Annotated in this window: 17 protein-coding genes; 8 read left to right on the forward strand and 9 right to left on the reverse strand. The window is 55.6% G+C overall.

Annotated elements, in window-relative coordinates; translation table 11 throughout:
- Positions 1–72: 72 nt before the first annotated feature.
- Positions 73–822, reverse strand: a complete 750-nt coding sequence (locus ACP7EW_RS22420) for an SOS response-associated peptidase family protein (RefSeq protein ID WP_426219804.1) — start codon at positions 820–822, stop codon at positions 73–75.
- A 101-nt stretch (positions 823–923) separates the two neighbouring features.
- On the opposite strand from ACP7EW_RS22420, the gene ACP7EW_RS22425 reads away from it, so the two are divergent.
- The 3 genes from ACP7EW_RS22425 (at position 924) to ACP7EW_RS22435 (ending at position 3,731) form a co-directional block, all read left to right on the forward strand.
- Positions 924–1,349 (forward strand): LexA family protein, encoded by a 426-nt coding sequence (locus ACP7EW_RS22425; RefSeq protein WP_044286813.1) that lies wholly within the window; start codon positions 924–926, stop codon positions 1,347–1,349.
- On the forward strand, positions 1,342–2,619 hold the full coding sequence (gene umuC, locus ACP7EW_RS22430) for a translesion error-prone DNA polymerase V subunit UmuC (protein ID WP_426219807.1): 1,278 nt from the start codon (positions 1,342–1,344) through the stop codon (positions 2,617–2,619). Before ACP7EW_RS22425 ends, umuC begins: the two co-directional genes overlap by 8 nt.
- 86 nt (positions 2,620–2,705) lie before the next feature.
- The gene (locus ACP7EW_RS22435; protein WP_426219809.1) at positions 2,706–3,731 is read left to right on the forward strand and encodes a hypothetical protein; all 1,026 of its coding nucleotides are present in this window, start codon (positions 2,706–2,708) and stop codon (positions 3,729–3,731) included.
- Between the two features lie 89 nt (positions 3,732–3,820).
- On the opposite strand, the gene ACP7EW_RS22440 is transcribed toward ACP7EW_RS22435, so the two are convergent.
- Positions 3,821–4,690 carry a TIR domain-containing protein gene (locus tag ACP7EW_RS22440; protein ID WP_426219811.1) on the reverse strand — a complete coding sequence of 290 codons (870 nt, stop codon included), beginning with the start codon at positions 4,688–4,690 and terminating at the stop codon, positions 3,821–3,823.
- Between the two features lie 442 nt (positions 4,691–5,132).
- Positions 5,133–5,909, reverse strand: coding sequence for a hypothetical protein (locus tag ACP7EW_RS22445; protein WP_426219813.1), 777 nt, complete (start codon positions 5,907–5,909; stop codon positions 5,133–5,135).
- Positions 5,910–6,485: 576 nt separating this feature from the next.
- Here ACP7EW_RS22445 and ACP7EW_RS22450 point away from each other — a divergent pair.
- The gene (locus ACP7EW_RS22450) at positions 6,486–6,935 is read left to right on the forward strand and encodes a hypothetical protein (RefSeq protein ID WP_426219815.1); all 450 of its coding nucleotides are present in this window, start codon (positions 6,486–6,488) and stop codon (positions 6,933–6,935) included.
- Between the two features lie 101 nt (positions 6,936–7,036).
- Here the strand turns inward: ACP7EW_RS22450 and ACP7EW_RS22455 are convergent, their stop codons facing one another.
- The 5 genes from ACP7EW_RS22455 to gcvA form a co-directional block, all read right to left on the reverse strand.
- Positions 7,037–7,282, reverse strand: a complete 246-nt coding sequence (locus ACP7EW_RS22455; protein ID WP_426128715.1) for a hypothetical protein — start codon at positions 7,280–7,282, stop codon at positions 7,037–7,039.
- Between the two features lie 215 nt (positions 7,283–7,497).
- Positions 7,498–8,040 carry a hypothetical protein gene (locus ACP7EW_RS22460; RefSeq protein WP_426219817.1) on the reverse strand — a complete coding sequence of 181 codons (543 nt, stop codon included), beginning with the start codon at positions 8,038–8,040 and terminating at the stop codon, positions 7,498–7,500.
- 99 nt (positions 8,041–8,139) lie between these two features.
- Positions 8,140–8,901, reverse strand: coding sequence for an SDR family oxidoreductase (locus tag ACP7EW_RS22465; protein WP_426219819.1), 762 nt, complete (start codon positions 8,899–8,901; stop codon positions 8,140–8,142).
- Between the two features lie 30 nt (positions 8,902–8,931).
- Positions 8,932–9,759 carry an EamA family transporter gene (locus ACP7EW_RS22470; RefSeq protein ID WP_426219821.1) on the reverse strand — a complete coding sequence of 276 codons (828 nt, stop codon included), beginning with the start codon at positions 9,757–9,759 and terminating at the stop codon, positions 8,932–8,934.
- Between the two features lie 75 nt (positions 9,760–9,834).
- Positions 9,835–10,740 (reverse strand): transcriptional regulator GcvA, encoded by a 906-nt coding sequence (gcvA, locus tag ACP7EW_RS22475; protein WP_426219822.1) that lies wholly within the window; start codon positions 10,738–10,740, stop codon positions 9,835–9,837.
- 207 nt (positions 10,741–10,947) lie between these two features.
- Between gcvA and ACP7EW_RS22480 the strand changes: the two genes are divergently transcribed.
- From ACP7EW_RS22480 to ACP7EW_RS22495, 4 genes are all read left to right on the forward strand, one after another.
- Complete coding sequence (locus tag ACP7EW_RS22480) at positions 10,948–11,412, forward strand: hypothetical protein (RefSeq protein WP_033903010.1); 465 nt, start codon at positions 10,948–10,950, stop codon at positions 11,410–11,412.
- Positions 11,413–11,535: 123 nt separating this feature from the next.
- Positions 11,536–11,691, forward strand: a complete 156-nt coding sequence (locus tag ACP7EW_RS22485) for a hypothetical protein (RefSeq protein ID WP_177074976.1) — start codon at positions 11,536–11,538, stop codon at positions 11,689–11,691.
- A gap of 269 nt (positions 11,692–11,960) precedes the next feature.
- Positions 11,961–12,569, forward strand: coding sequence for a LysE family translocator (locus ACP7EW_RS22490; protein ID WP_038844575.1), 609 nt, complete (start codon positions 11,961–11,963; stop codon positions 12,567–12,569).
- 314 nt (positions 12,570–12,883) lie between these two features.
- Positions 12,884–13,891, forward strand: coding sequence for a GlxA family transcriptional regulator (locus ACP7EW_RS22495; RefSeq protein WP_426219825.1), 1,008 nt, complete (start codon positions 12,884–12,886; stop codon positions 13,889–13,891).
- Positions 13,892–14,046: 155 nt separating this feature from the next.
- On the opposite strand, the gene ACP7EW_RS22500 is transcribed toward ACP7EW_RS22495, so the two are convergent.
- Positions 14,047–15,282, reverse strand: a complete 1,236-nt coding sequence (locus ACP7EW_RS22500) for an NAD(P)/FAD-dependent oxidoreductase (protein ID WP_426219827.1) — start codon at positions 15,280–15,282, stop codon at positions 14,047–14,049.
- Between the last annotated feature and the right edge of the window lies 1 nt (position 15,283).

Raw genomic sequence — 15,283 nt, forward strand, 5'->3', positions numbered from 1 at the left:
GCCCCTGTAGCTCGTATTGCAGTCTTTTAACCTCACATTGGGTAGCGGATGGATAAGCAACTCGCGGGTCTTTCATTTCTGCTTACCCTGGTGTGGATCTCTGCAGTCGCCTTCGTGATGTGGTACCTGAGCTGACCTGTCTGGCTCAATCAGTTCCGGCCCCTGATTTCTAACATTCCCTATGGCCTTGCCTACGGGAAACCATTCAAACTCTTCCGTGCGTTGGCACAGTTCCTTTGCAATCTCCTCCGCTCGCGATGGGGTCATGCCGGGATCAAGCCACTCGTTGGCATGCTCTGGTGTTAGCACCAAAGGGCGCCGGTCGTGGATATCGACCATGCCCTGATCGCTTGCGGCGGTGATAATGACAAAACCATCGCCCTCGTGAGGCTCCAATCCTGAATTGACCTGGGCAAGCGCCCCGAAGAACATCGGACGCCGGCTCTTCAGGCGGATGAAGTAGGGCTGCTTCTTCTCCGGATCGTCCGGATCTTTTACCCATTCATACCAGCCTTCACTGGGCACAATGGCCCGGCCATTCGGCCAGAGCTGTTTGAAGAACTTCCCGGTGGTGACCGTCTCGACCCTCGCGTTAATCGGATCCGAACGTTTTCCCTTCGCCCAGAAAGGCGCCCATCCCCATTTCACCGCATCGATATGCAGCCCATCCTCTAATGTGTGTAAAACCTGCACCCGCGTTGACGGTGCGACGTTGTAGCGATCAATAGGCTGAGCGTCATACCCGCTGAACAGCTCTATCTGCGGGCTCAGCTCTTCAATGAAGATCGCCATCCCTTCGTATTGCACGAATCGCCCGCACATATGCACCTCTCCGCTTGTCGAAATCCCCTACAGAAAAATTGACCGCAAACGTCCTACAAAGTTAACTGTACATTCATACAGTAAATGTAAAAGGCCGCATCATGAGCTTCACTATTCTAGGTCCCATCGCTGAGGTCGGCGCGAAGTTGCCGCTGTGCTCGTTCCAGGTTCCAGCCGGTTTTCCATCGCCGGCAGCGGACCACATCGAGCAGCACATCTCATTGGATGAGGTCTTGAATATCCGTGCGCCCCACGTGTACCTGGTAGCGATCACCGGGGAGAGCATGCAGGGCGTCGGGATCTTCGATGGTGACCTGGCAGTGGTGGACCGTGCCATCGAGCCGATCCACGGGCATGTGGTGGTGGCACTGCTGAACAATGAGCCCGTCTGCAAGCGTTTGTGTAAGCGTGGCCGGGAGGTGGTCCTGCTTTCCGAAAACCCCAAGTTCCCGGCGCGCTACGTTCTTGAAGGCGACGAACTGTCGATCTGGGGCGTGATCACCAGCACAGTGCGCAGCCATGTCTAAGCAGCAGCCAACCTTTGCACTGATCGACTGCAACAGTTTCTATGCCAGCTGCGAGCGAGTATTTCGGCCCGACCTGGCGAAAGTGCCCATCGTGGTGCTGAGCAATAATGACGGTTGTGTTATCGCCCGTAGTTACGACGCCAAGCCCTTTATCAAGATGGGCGAGCCGTATTTCCAGATCCAGCACAAGCTCAAGCAGCACGGCATTGTCCCGTTCTCCTCCAACTATGCGCTGTACGGCGACATGAGCGAGCGCGTGATGAGCCTGATCGAGGCGATGGTACCGGCGGTTGAGGTGTACAGCATTGACGAGGCGTTCGCTGATCTGACTGGTGTCGGTGAGTTGGATGCCTTAGGCCGGCAGATTCGGGCCCAGGTGCTTCGCTGCACTGGTATCCCTGTCGGCGTTGGTATCGCTCACACAAAGACTCTGGCGAAGCTGGCAAACCACACCGCGAAGCGCCTGCAGTCCCAAACCGGTGGAGTGGTCAACATCACCGATCGGGTTAAGCGTGACTGGGTGCTGCGTAATACGGACGTGGCTGAAGTGTGGGGCGTTGGCCGCAAGATGAAACTCCATCTTGATGCCATGGGCATCAAGTCGGCTATGGACTTGGCTAAGGCCGATCCGTGGACGCTCCGTAAGAAGTTCAGCATTGTGATCGAGAAGACGGCCAGGGAGTTAGGCGGCACGCCCTGCCTGGAGCTGGATGAGCCGGATCCGCCAAAGCAGGAGATCTGCTGTAGCCGCATGTTCGGCAAGAGGCTGACGGAGTTGGCGCCTATCAAAGAGGCGGTGGCCACCTATATGATGCGAGCCTCAGAAAAGCTCCGAGCGCAGAACTCGCTGTGTAAGAAGGTGCGTGTGTGTATCCGCACCGGCATGTTCAACCCTGAGGAGGCGAAATATGCCAACGGTGTGGTGGTAGACATGCCGTACCCAACTGACGACGTTCGCCTGCTCACCCAGGCGGCGGTAGGGGCGACTGATCGTGTGTTTCGGCCTGGGTTCAAATATAGCAAGGCCGAGGTGATGCTGCTCGACCTATGCCAGCCTGGCGAGTACACCGATGATCTGTTTGCTATTTCACAGCCGGCGGAGGCGACTCGGGTGATGACAGTCCTGGACCAGATCAATGAGCGATGGGGTAGGGGAACCCTACGCTCTGCCAGCGTGCCGGTAGATCCTGATTGGAGGATGCGCCGAGATCTGATGAGCCAGAGCTATACAACCAAAATCGATCAGCTCTGGTCTGTAAGATGTATGTGAAAATCTACAATGCCTAGGATGCTGAATAGTGCGAGATTTTCAGAATTATAAATCGGAGTTTTTATCATGTCTTATGAGAGGGATGTATGCTGAGTATGGTTTATATGTTCCTGACAATCATAGTCCCTGTCGCATTGACTACATCTGGGGTGGTGTGGTGCTTGGGTCGTGGGGAGAGGATCAGGAGAAAGGTCCTTTCGATTTTTGAGTTGGATTCTGAGTTAGGTTTAATTAAGCAAGGATTATTGTGGCTGGCAATCGGAATCCCCTTGAGTTTGGGTCTCGCCTTCGGTATTTGGGTTTGGGCCGGGTACAGCTTGAGTTTAAGTGCTGATGGATACCGAAAATTTATAGAGATTAGCATTTTGCCATTGGCCATTATTTCGATTTCACTGCCGTTGGCTGGTCTGGTTTCACGCTTCCACTCTACGCATCAAGCGGCAAAGCAGATATCTATTACAACGTTTAAGAATAATCTGGACGCTTTTTCCGCGCATCGAAAAGGTATGCTGGAGTACTTTTCTAATTTCGAAAAAATGTCTTATTTTGGAAAGTATGATTTTGAGTTTAAAACTCACCCGGTTCTTCATAAACGTTTTTTTACCGGCTCTCCTGAGAAAGGATGGCCTGAAAGAAATGATAGATCATTTGATAATGTGGAAAAAAATTTGGAACAGGCCTCTGTTTATCTATTTAAGGTTTTAAGTGGGGCTTCGAATTATAAGCTAAATGATTACCTTCAGGCTTCACTTAAGATTTATCTCGCGGCCAATTCCCTGCATATTAAAGAGATAACTCGTGACATGGTTCAGCGTGGAGTTTATGTTAGGTGGGAGAACAGTGAGGGAGGTGTGTCTACGTTGGGTATTACAACCCTTGAGACTTTGGCAGCTTTAAGGTTTACGAGAGAGTACTATAATAATTTTTGTGATTTTTCTGGGCGGCCAAGAATGAAGCTTTCAAATGAGCTTGAGACCGTATTTGTGAAAACTGAATACTGGATAAAAAAGGGTGAGTTTATTGAGTCTATACACCGAGATGAGCTTTCCGTGCTAATCGAGCAAGGAGAGGCAGAGTACGGTGAGCAAAATGTTCAACGTGAGAAAAGTTGAGTTCGAAATATTTATGACGTGGAGATTTTATTTCCACGGTGAAAAATTTTTTCGCCGTGGATAATCTGCGACAACCTAAAATATCGATGTTAGCCGCGCATAACTTTGTTCCAGTCAATTTCGTACCCGGCGTCCTGAAGTTCAAGGCACAATGAGTTCTTCCATCCATCACCGTCCATAGATGTCCAGACTACGCCGGCGAAATCACTTGGTATTTCCAATGTTCCTTTCTTAAGTGCGCACACTTTATCTCTCCCTAGGTAGCCGAGAAAATATCCAAGTTCAAGCAGAACGTTTTGGCGGGCTCTGGGCTCTGCTTTTCCGCCGTTTACGCATCCCTCGTCGTCTGGCGTGAGTAGAACTACAGCGAAGCCGACGTCTCTATTGGCTTCAATTTTTTCAATTATAGTGCGGCCACGGTTCGCCTGTTCGTGCAAAATAATTGGATCAAAACCAATCTTTTCGAGAAAACGAGCGACGGTTTCTCTTGCCCCCTCATCATGCCCATGTACCAGAAAGATTCGTTTGGAAAACAGAAGGGGATTCGATTCAGGCACTTTGGTGCTGGAGGAATGCTGTATATCAATCAGGTCCTCTTTGAGACTGCGTTGCGCTTGTGAGAGTAAAGCAATAGCACTTTTGACTTTACGGTCCACCGGATCGACTAGGTTTGGGCGCGAACCCCTTGCCATTGAGATAGGGTACACGGTTAAAGATGTTGCACTCTGATAAGTCCGATAGGATGAGGTGTCTACACCAAAGCATCTGATCAGTGTGTCTTTTACTGCCACTTCAAGCGCCTTAAGCTCGGGAGTCATCCCTGCGCTCACAGTATTTACATCGAAGGCAGACAGCTCAGTTATGCGGTCGGCTAGCCGGGCATGTCCGCGTTCGATGTCCTGAATATTTAAGTTCAATTTGGGAGCAAACTGCTCCGATGGTGTTGTTTTTCGTACCATGAGAATGCATTCCTTTGGGGTGAGTTGCCGTTACCTCACAGCATGCCACGGAAGCGCGGGGTGCCTTTGAAAAAGATGTGAAGTGGGCTAAGTGTCGCTATCTGAGGCTTCAACAAAATTAGACTGACCATCATTGGACTTTGATGAGGCGATTCTGAGGTCACTTCGGGAGGCTGATGCTTAGCCGCCATGCGAACGCTTGAGTTTGGCCAAGCCCTGTTTGATATGTCCAGCCTTCAGTTTTCATGGGGCAAAAATGGGGCAAGCCGCATGCCGAACAATGCCAATCATGCATTTATGCATGCAGTCTAAATTCGTGCTGACGCTCAGTAATTATGTGGGACTGGGGCCAAAAAGCCGAAGTACTTCAACACAATTGGCGAGTGCTGAGGATCTGTCGCTATAGATCGTAACCTTCCATATTGTGCCCATCCGGTAATTTTTAGTATTTGCGGAAAGGAGTCGGACCCTTGGATGTGCTTGGATCCAGCCGGCGCTTTTCGGCCCGATCCATGTGATGCTGACGACTCCTAGTCGCACCATCCAGCGTCCGTTCGATCCGAAATGTCAATGAACCCCAGGACTCATAAGGCGGCGGGAAGCGAGCCTCAAGGTCGAACTTTTCAACGCAGACGAGACCCAGCCGAATGCTCTTTTCTGCAGAGTGCATGAGTGTGTTGAAAATATTGACGGCGAGCTGCCCCTCCCGCTCCCACCAGTCGTCGACGATATTGGAAAGCTCATTTAGTGAGTCGTAATAACGGACTAGGGCGATGGCCTTCTCGCTTGTCAGATCGCGCACCTGAGGCGCGCTGGGGTAAAGCAGCGGCAAATACGGTCGAAAATCCGCCTGCAGGTCACTAGTCTTTGCGCCATTGACCGCCGACTCACAAATAAAATTAGCCAGTGAGCGGTCCATAATGTAATGAACTCGCTCGATCGAGCGCTGTAACTCAGGTGCGAGTGCTGCGACGGCGTCAGCTTCCTTTTTGGCCTTATCCTGCGAATCAGTCCGACGTTTGTTAAGTTCGGTGACCCATGCGCCAAGGAGTGCACCGCCAGCGCCAAATAAGGAGCCCGCGAGCGGCGTGACATCCTGCCATAGCGCCATTCCCCCACAACAGAACAAGCTCAGCGAAACGGCCATATGCGGATTTTCTTTGATAAAGACCCCAAAGTGTTTTAGTCCAAAAATTTTAGACTTTTTGTCTAGATCCACCAATTCGCCTCTATCGTTCATTTAGATTTATTGAAATGCGCGCATCATCAGTACTTCGATCACCAGCAGGTAGGGTCGGGCTCGGTGCCGACAATTGACAGCTTTTACCCGACTGTAGGCGACTTAGAAGAGAAAATCCATTCCGCAACTGTAATAAGAACCTCCGATTTCAGCGGGTTCCAGCGAGGTAGAACCGTGGGCGGTGCGGAATCGATATGGCTATAAGTTTTTGAAAAATATTAGGATATTCGTGGATTGCAAATCCGCCTACGCCGGTTCGATTCCGACCTCGGCCTCCACTCTTGGAAACCCCGTAGATTAACGTCTACGGGGTTTTTTATTGCCTGTACATTTTGCGCCTTAAAGTTACGTACTCATCGCTAAATCATCTAGCAGACTGTGAAAGTTGACAGTATCTGACGGGATAGTAGTAGTTCACTGTTCATCTGGTTTGTGCCGAGCTTGTCTTGGCATAGGCACTAACAGGCATGCGCAAGGAACAGCGGGCCAGTGTTTTGGGTGAGGTGTTCTTTGCGTGTGTCGTCGAAGCACCTACTTTTCTGAAAGGATTTCAACATGTCGAACGGATTGCAATCGCCAGAAGGAACCGCGAAACCTGAAGTACGGCCACAAGCCGGTGAAAACGCCAATGAAGCGGCCGTACCGCCCTCTCAGTTGGCACGCCTGAAAGACTTTTCGACCGTACCCAACACGTATTTTCAAATGGTCGAAGGCTATGTAAAAACCACTGAGGACATTACGAAAGCGTCGTTGTTTCTGGTGGTGAACTATGGTGAAGGCAATTGGTATATCGTCACCGTGGACACCGCCGAATACCTCTCCTATACGAGTCAGAGCTATCTCTATGCGTATGGTAGCTGGTCGAATGCAGCGTATCTCACTGTAAAGCCACTGAGCTTTATCAAGTACCCTGGGTTGTATCTGTATAACGGGTATGTTTGTTGTAATGGTGTTAAGAAGTCGCCTGGAAAACTGATGAACGTACACCCGGATTGGATCAACTAAGCGGTATGCGTCAATAAGCAGCACTTACTGGCGATTGCTGAATGTGCTGCTTTATCCGGGTTGACCGATAGAATTCCGCGATTACCTACGGTGCAACTCGCCTATGATCGTGTGATGCGCTGGTCCTTTACCTCTGCGGCATACACGCCAATCCTTTCCTGCTGAGCCATTAGTAAGGCACATATGTTCATCAGTGCCACCGCCTCATCCGGCGTCCTGCCGCTGGCTGCCATAGCCGTCAGCTCCACCACCGACCACCCAATCACCGCCGCCGCATCTTCCAGGTCGTAGAACAATTCCTGCTGCGCCGTCCTGGGCCCGTCGAGGCCTTTTATCAACTCATCCATTCAGGCTCCTCGCCGCTTGAATTCACGCCCCATCACATCCATTCCAATTTCACTTTCAGCCAGGTCTGTCCATAGCCGCGCCCAGCGGCGGATTTTAGAAAGTAGATCTTGCGCAGTTCTGCGCCAATTTCACCCATTATGGGGGCAGGCGCCGACCAGTTGACCTTTGCCAAGCGTACGACTGTTGCCAGGCGGTGATCATGCGACATTTGCGCTTAAGGAATGAGGCTATCGTCGAAATCTTCACGTTCGATGGTTGTATAAGCTTGCTCGCGAATCCCGCCTTCGGAATAGGTACAAAGCCGCCGTGTGGCTTTTTTTCCCTGCGGACGCACGACCACTCCCTCGCTCATCTCGGGGTCGTTGGGTTCTCCGGGGGTAAAGTTGGTGCGCACCATACGGTCGAAAACGGCGTAGGTTACCCCATGATTGGTAAAGCGCAGATGGGCTTCGCCTCCACCGGAGTAGGCCGTGGAACTGAGCCAGAAGTGACCCTTCGGTGGGCTCGGTTTTTCGGGGTAGCTCAACTCGATTTTGCCGGGCGTACCAAATCGGTATTGCACATAGCCGGTTGTCGCTGAGAAATCGTGCGATGCGCAAACCGAGATCATTTTCGGCCCGGAGTCGCAGCCGAATAACAGTGTTTCTTGCGTCTTGCACAGATAGTTCTGCTCCGACGTTCCCGCAAGCGTATCGAGCGCAATGGCAGCCATCGTCAGGAAGCAAATGCCCTTTAGCATCGTGACGTTAATCCCCATGAGTTATCCCGTTTATTCAGTGGAGCCGTTATCAACAGTTATTCTGGTTAAAGGCTTGATGACGCAGTGTGTATTCCCAGCCAAGCGTGTGCAAATGTCTCACTTGCCCCCAGTCACATCAAGAAAGGTCCCGGTAATAAACGACGCCTCTTTACCTGCCAGCCACAGTATGGCCCGCGCCACTTCTTCGGGCTCGCCACCCCGGCCCATCGGTATGCTGTCCTTGACGCGGTCCACGCGCCCCGGTTCTCCGCCGCTGGCGTGCATTTCGGTGTAGATATGCCCTGGGCGAACGCAATTGACGCGGATGCCTTCGCGCGCGACTTCCTTGGAGAGACCGATGGTGAAGGTTTCCAGTGCTCCCTTCGACGCTGCATAGTCGACGTACTCGTTGGGGCTGCCCAATCGCGCGGCGCCCGAAGAGACGTTGATCACGCTGCCGCCGTCGCCATTGTGTCGAAACGACATGCGCTTCACGGCTTGCTGCGCGCAGAGCATCGGGCCGAGCGCATTGATCGCGAAGATGCGTTGCATGCGGGAAAAATCGAGGTCTTCAAAGCGCGATTGACGTGCAATGATCGCGGCGTTGTTGACCAGAACGTCGATGCGGCCAAACGTCTCGTCGAGGGTGTTGAACAGGTGCGCGACCTGTTCCGGGGCGGCACTGTCGGCGCGCAGGGCCAAGGCGCGTCGTCCCAGTGATTGCACGTCAGCGACCACGCCAAGTGCGGCGGCCTCGTTGTTGATGTAGCTGATGGCGACGTCATAGCCTTGCGCCGCCGCGAGCCGGGCCGTTGCCGCGCCCACGCCTCGGCTTCCACCGGTGATCAGAATAAGGGGGGTTGAAGTATCGTTAGCCATGTCTTGAACCTTTTTATGAAGGAGATGAATTCAGCCAATCAACATTGTGCCGGTGGCAATGACCGCGCACGCCAAGACCTTGCGCACGCTCAGCGATTCGCCCAGGAAGAAGTAACCGATCAACGCCGCAAAGACCACGCTGGTTTCGCGCAAGGCCGAAACCGCGCCCATGGGCGATTCAGACATGGCGTAAATGACGATGCCATAGGCCAGCAGGGAGACCAGCCCACCCAGTAAGGCTGTGATGAAACCCGGACGCGGCGCAAATAGGCTTCGCGTGCCGCGCAGACTGATGTAAACCAATGGCATCAGTATGCCCCAGAGGGCGCACATCCAGGCGGTATAGGCCAGCGGTGCGCCGGAGAGACGCGCGCCTATGCCGTCGGTCACGCTGTAGGCCGCAATGAACACCCCCGTGCCCAAGGCGTAAGGCAAGCTGGGCACCGCGAGCCTGCGCTGTCTGAAGGCCAGTGAAATAATGCCGCCCGACACCAGCGCAATGCCGAATAAGGCGCTGGTGCCCACGGTCTCGCCAGCAAACGTCAAGGCGAACAATGTGATCAGAATGGGCGAGGAACCACGGGCAATCGGGTAGGTTTGCCCAAGGTCACCGACTTTGTAGCTGCGCACCAAAAACAGGTTATAGCCAACGTGCAAGACGCCCGAGAGCGCGGCGTATGGCCAACTCGCCGCAGCCGGCGCCGGGAGATACAGCGCCACGCCGCTGCTGATAATGGCCACCGCCAGGCACATCACGGTCATCGACCAAAGCCGGTCGCTGCCGACACGTAACAGCGCGTTCCAGCTGGCGTGCAAGAGGGCGGCGAAGAGGACGAGTAATACGATAGGAAAGGGCATGCGCCATGTTAAGCATCCCGGCAGTTGGATAACAACGAAGTCCCTTCATCCTGGTATGAGCCATTGCTCATGGTACTAACGATACTGTTGTTGGGCCTGGGTCGCCTGCACCATCAACCAGTTACGAAAGCTGACGATATGGGGCTGTGTTTCGATCCCTTTGGGGCAGACAAAGTAATAAGCGACCGGTGAGGCGAACGGCACATCGAACAACCTGATCAGGCTGCCGTCGTTGATCTCGGCCTCAACGTGGCCGCTACGGGCCAAGGCAATGCCCTGGCCCAGCAAGGCGGCTTCTATGGTTATGTTGGTGTCAGCAAACCTGACACTTTCCTGGAACGGCGAAACGCCCACGCCGACGTGCTCGAACCAGGCCTCCCATTTGGGCACCAGGTCTGCGCCGTCGCGTGTCAGGAGTGGGTAACGCAACAATTCGGCGGGCTCGTGCGGGGTGCCAAAGCGCTTGAGCAGGTCAGGGCTGGCGACAGGGAAAATCTGCTCCCTGAGCATGAACTCCGAATGTAAGGCGGGGTAATGACCGTTGCCCAGGCGAATCGCGACATCTGAATCCGTGCTGGAAAACATGATCGCTTTGTCGCTGGTCTCCAGGGTGATCAGAATCTGCGGATGCTGTTGCGACAAGCCTGGCAACCTGGGCAGCAGCCATTTCAATGCAAAAGAGTAGGTGGTGCTGACCTTGAGGCGGACCCTGCCTTTTTGCTCCCGGAGGTCGGTCAATGTGGCGTCCAGGTTCATGAAAAACTCGCGAACGATGGGCGCCAGTGCCGCCCCGGCCGGAGTCAATTGCAACGACTTGCCGCGTTGGAAGAGCTGTAAACCCCACAGGTCTTCAAGGTGCTTGAGTTGATGGCTGACGGCGCTTTGGGTCACATGCAACTCTTGCGACGCGGAAGTGAAGGTCGTGTGTCGGGTCGCGACTTCGAACGCGCGAAGCGTGGCAGTAGGGGGTAGATCTCTCATTGGTGGGTCCCGGCGAGCCTTCCGGCAATCAGTTTCCATGAGTGGAGGCTCATGCTAGTCCAATGGCGTGCTCTCATCAAAGCCTGGAAGCCTGGCGTTGTGAATTGTTGTGAAGCACGGATTACTGGCCCATTGCCCATGCTAACGTCCGCTTCGGGCTGTCGTCAGCACGACGATTGCATTCGTTTCACCAAGGGAGCAGCGCCGATGTCTACTACCGTAACGCCCGCGGGCAGCGGGGCAAATACGCCTAAAGCATCACCTTCGGTGTTCGACGACAAGTTGAACATTGCCAAGTCCAGCAAGGTCATTGCCGACTACATGCGCCAGACCGGCAAGTCGGCCATCACCAAGCAGGAACTGACCCAACTGGCCAACAATGCCTCAGGCAAAGTGCCGGCTGAGGTCTCTGATGCGGCCAAGTACATGGAGCGTCACCCCGATGTATTCACCGCCATCGAAACCCACGACGTACCCGGCGCCGATAATCTCTCGGGCGTGTGGAACTTCGACTGGGCGGCCAACGGCGGGCTGAAAGGCACCGCCACCGATGCCATTGCCAAGATGCAGGATACGTTTGATTTTGCGATTGCCAAATCGGCGCAAATCACTGAAATCAGCACCGGCAAAAAAGCCGAACTGGATTCGACCAAGCAGCGCCCGCAAAACTGACGACGCCTTGTACCGCGGGGCTTACAAACCCTACCATCAGGTTACACGATAGCCGTGACGCACTTGAGTTGGCGCTGTCTTACCCTGCGAGAAGTCAATCTCGTCAAGTAAGAGAGTGTGGTCATGAAGTTAAGTTATCTAACCAAGGCAGCGGTGGTTATCGCGCTGTTGTCGACCCTGTCAGGCTGCTGGATGTTCATGCCACCGGGAGGTGGTGGTGGCGGTGGTCACGGTGGCGGGCATGGTCAGGGCGGTGGGCCAGGCGGCGGCCCGCGCTAACGGGCAGATGTGAGAGGCAAGCCATGCGCAATGGCTTGCCTCTTTTTTTGCCCGTGACAAATGCCAGGCAAAGAAAAGCCCGCGTGGGGAGCGCGGGCTAAAAAGGATGTTCATTAGGAGCTGTAGTCACCCTAGGCGCTCGTCTGTGAAAGCTTTGTGAAAATCGTGGCAAAAAAGTGTATGCCTCAATCGCACCTTGGCTGTACGGGGCAGGGCGGCGCATTACCCTCTACTGTCGCTGGCATACCTCTGCGTTTGGATGCCGCATCATGTTCATGTCTACCAGCCTGTTATCAGCCTTCGTGCTGTTCGCCTTCGTGTCCTCGATCACGCCAGGACCCAATAACACCATGTTGCTCGCTTCGGGCGTGAACTTCGGGTTCCGCCGGTCGATGCCCCATGCGCTGGGGATCAGCATCGGCTTCATGCTGCTGGTGATTTCAGTGGGACTGGGGCTGGGCGAGGTGTTCAAGGTGTTTCCGTGGGCCTATACGGTGCTGCGCTACGTGGGCGCAGCCTATTTGTTGTACCTGGCGTGGAAGATTGCGACGGCGGGCGGCATGTCCGACAGCCCTGATGAGCAGGGCAAGCCCATGACCTTCCTCGGCGCGGCGGCGTTCCAGTGGGTGAACCCCAAGGCCTGGATCATGGCGCTGGGGGCAATCACCACCTACACGCCGGCCGAAGGTTACGTCACCAATGTGCTGGTGATTGCGCTGGTGTTCGCGGTGGTCAACCTGCCCAGCGTCTGTGTGTGGGTCGGATGCGGCAGCGGCTTGCGCAATGTGTTGCGTGAGCCGCGCTGGTTGCGGCTGTTCAACGGGTCGATGGCGGCGTTGCTGGTGCTGTCGTTGTACCCGATGCTGTTCGCCGGCTGACTGTCAGACTGGCGAGATGGTCGCCAGCAGGCCGATGCCGATGGTCAACACCAAAAAGCCGAACAGGAAAAGTGCCATCTTGGTCATAAGGCCTCCAGAGGGAAGGGAGTAGGGATGGCGCTATTGTCCGCCCAGGCGGCGTTTCGATACAGACGCAGATAGCAAAGAAAAAACCGTATCAGATGCGACTGACCCTGTTTAGCCGGGGGCTTTGCTCGCTTGTGGTTATTTCAAGATCAGGGCCTGAGACAGCCGACGCATTTGCCCCTAAGATGGCGCCCATTGCATCAACAATAAGAGTGGGCCAACCCTCGATGGAAAGACGTCAATTCAGCGGCGGCATGAAAGGCAAGAACCTGCGCTACCTCAACGAAACCTCGCAGCCGGCGGCGGTCACCCGCGTCGGCTTCCTGTTGCTCGAACACTTTTCCCTGCCCGCATTCACCCAGACTCTCGACACGTTCGTTACCGCCAATCTGCTGCGTCCCGATCTGTTTTCCGCGCGTACGTTCGGCTGTGACGATGGCGAAGTCATCAGCGACCTTGGCCTGGTGATCCGCCCGGATGCACGGATCGACGTGGCGGCGCTGCAAGACCTGGAACTGCTGGTGATCTGCGGCGGTTTTCGCACGGAACTCAAGGCCAGCGAAGACTTCATCCACCTGCTGCGCACGGCCGCTGAACAGGGTATCAACCTCGCGGGGCTGTGGAATGGCGCCTGGTTCCTTGGCCGTGCCGGTCTGTTGCAAGGCTATCGTTGTGCCATCCACCCGGAACATCGCCCGGCACTGGCAGAAGTGTCCAAGGCTACCCACGTCACCAGCGAACCCTACGTGATCGACCGCGACCGCCTGACGGCCTCAAGTCCGTCCGGTGCCTTCCACATGGCGCTGGACTGGATCAAGGGCTTGCATGACAAGGCACTGGTCGAAGGGGTCGAAGACATCCTGGCCTTTGAAGAATCCCGCTATCGGCGCATCAAACCCACCGAAAACGTCAGCGTCAGCGCGCCCCTGCGTGAAGTGGTGAAGCTGATGGACGCCAACCTGGAAGAGCCCCTGGAGCTGGACCAACTCGCCGTCTACGCTGGCCGGTCCCGGCGCCAGTTGGAGCGCTTGTTCAAGGAACAGCTGGGCACCACGCCACAGCGCTACTACATGGAACTGCGCGTGACCGAAGCGCGGCGGCTGTTACAGCACACCGAGCTTTCACAGGTGGAGGTGCTGGTGGCGTGTGGGTTTGTGTCGCCGAGCCATTTCAGCAAATGCTATAGCTCGTACTTCGGCTATCGCCCCTCGAAGGAGAAGCGCTTGGTCAAGTAAAGCCCGCCGCATGTTGTAGTGAGCAGGCTTGCCCTGCGCTGGGCCGCGAAGCGGCCCCACTCCAGGCGCCGCAGTGCTTCAGTCGGAAATCGGCCGTTTGGGTTTAGGGCCGCTTCGCAGCCCAGCGCAGGGCAAGCCTGCTCACTACAGAGCGCTCAGAATCGGTCCAGGCGATAAGGCGTCAGTAACTGCGCTTGATCCTTCTCCAACGCCCCAACCCATTCCGCCGTCACCGCCGCCTGCGTCAACCCCAAATGCTGATGCCCAAACGCAAGCAGCACCTTCCCATCACACACCCGGTCAATCACGGGCAGTGAATCCGGCAACGACGGCCGAAACCCCATCCACGGCGTTGCGCCTTCTGCACTCAGGTCCTCGCGAAACAACCCGTTGCTCAACCGATGCAACTGCCAGGCACGCTCCATATTCGCCGGGCGATCGAGGCCGGCGAATTCCACCGTGCCGGCCAGGCGCAGGCCGTCGGTCATGGGGGTCATGATGAATTTGCGTTCCAGGGACGTGACGGCAAACGGCAGACGATGATGTTCATGGGGCAGCATCAGGTGGTAGCCGCGCTCGGTGTCCAGCGGGACTTTTTTGCCGGTCAGGGCCGCGGTCAGTTTGGCCGAATGGGCGCCGCAGGCAATCAGCACCTGGCACGCGGACAGCGGTCCCTGGTCAGTGGTGAGTGAAACGCCCTGTGCGTCGACGCGGCCATCCAGCACTTGGCGTTTAAGGAACTGCACGCCGCTGGCCTTGGCCGCACGTACTAGTTCGAAGACCACGTGGTAGGGATCCAGGAAGTGCCCAGTACCCGGAAAAAACAGCCCGCCCTGAATGTTGTCGCTCAACTGCGGTGCGGCCTGGCGTATGGCATCGCCGGACCAGAACGCCACCGGCACCTGCTGCTGTTGCATGCGCTGCTGCAAGGCATTGAGCGCTTCCCGTGATTCCGTACGCTCAAACAGCAGCAGCGAACCATCCTCACGCAACAACTCCGGCTGCCCGATGCTGTGCAGCAGGCGCTGCCACGCGCCCAGGCTGCCTTCATTGAGCGTACGGATACCCGCGACCGTGCGCTGGTAACTCGCCGGGCGCAGGTTCAGCAGCAAGCGCACGAACCAGGGCAGGGCGTGCGGCAGGTATTTCCAATCCAGGCGCAACGGGCCCATGGGGTCCAGCAGCATACCGGGCAAGCGCTTGAGGATCGACAGGTCGGCAATGGGGAACACCTGTTCGGTCGCCAAGTGCCCGGCGTTGCCATAGGACGCGCCCATGCCGGGTTCCTGCGGGTCGACTACTCGCACTTGCTGGCCCTGACGCGCCAGTTGCAGCGCGCAGGCGACGCCGATAATGCCGGCGCCGACCACGACGATATCCGCATCGGACATG

Source organism: Pseudomonas sp. DWRC2-2 (genome assembly GCF_049897885.1).
Lineage (GTDB): Bacteria > Pseudomonadota > Gammaproteobacteria > Pseudomonadales > Pseudomonadaceae > Aquipseudomonas > Aquipseudomonas azotoformans_A.